The sequence below is a fragment of the Bartonella sp. AA23NXGY genome, assembly GCF_042197165.1.
Lineage (GTDB): Bacteria > Pseudomonadota > Alphaproteobacteria > Rhizobiales > Rhizobiaceae > Bartonella.
This window is the reverse complement of sequence record NZ_JBHIRO010000102.1, coordinates 1-713: the sequence shown is the minus strand read 5'-3', so window position 1 is coordinate 713 and position 713 is coordinate 1. Positions and strand designations below refer to the sequence as shown.

The window sequence follows — 713 nt, the reverse complement described above, 5'->3', positions numbered from 1 at the left end:
TTGCGTTTTAAACAATGGCTATCAGAAATAAAGCAGACAGCAGGTCAAATTGACGTGGTGTATTTTGAAGAGGTGAGGCGTCATAAAGGTACAGATGCAGCGCATGTTTACGGTGGTTTGTTAGCAACGTTAACGGCGTGGTGTGAACAGCATCAGATACCGTATGAGGGGATACCAGTAAGTACGATTAAGAAAGCGACGACAGGCAAGGGGAATGCGTCGAAAGAAGAGATGATTAAGGCGGTGCGTGCAAAAGGGCACAATCCGAAAGATGATAACGAAGCAGATGCTTTAGCAATTTTATATTTAGTTAAAGAAAGGGAATTGGGGTATGTCCATTAAATTACCATGGACGAGGCTTTTTGCATACAAATGGCTTCTTACTCTTGGTTGTTTGTCGCCGACCGAGAAATGTATCTATGTCATGTTGCGACTTCTAATGCTCCATACTGGTGAACCTATTTTAAACAACTTAAGGGTATTAGCTCGTTGGATTGGTTATCCAGTAGAAGAGTTTGAAGCAGCTTTGAATTCCTTGATTGAAGGTGGATTCATCATACGTTTAGACAATGGTGGGTTGTGGAATTCAGAAGTTGAAAAAGAACTCAACAGTCTCAGTGAAGAAGAGCTAGATAATTTCACTTGCAATAATAATAAAGAAAGGGAGGTGAAGTATGTCAACTAAGTTGCCATGGACGAGGCTTTTTGCAGAC

Annotated in this window: 2 protein-coding genes; both read left to right on the top strand. The window is 41.1% G+C overall.

The annotated features are described in order from the left end of the window. On the top strand, positions 1-342 hold a 342-nt coding region (locus tag ACFINY_RS09885), incomplete at its 5' end, for a crossover junction endodeoxyribonuclease RuvC (protein WP_375701081.1). Beyond that, positions 332-685: a DUF1376 domain-containing protein gene (locus ACFINY_RS09880; RefSeq protein WP_375634796.1), complete on the top strand. Its 354-nt coding sequence runs from the start codon at positions 332-334 to the stop codon at positions 683-685. The genes ACFINY_RS09885 and ACFINY_RS09880, both read left to right, overlap by 11 nt. The last annotated feature ends 28 nt before the right edge of the window (positions 686-713 follow it).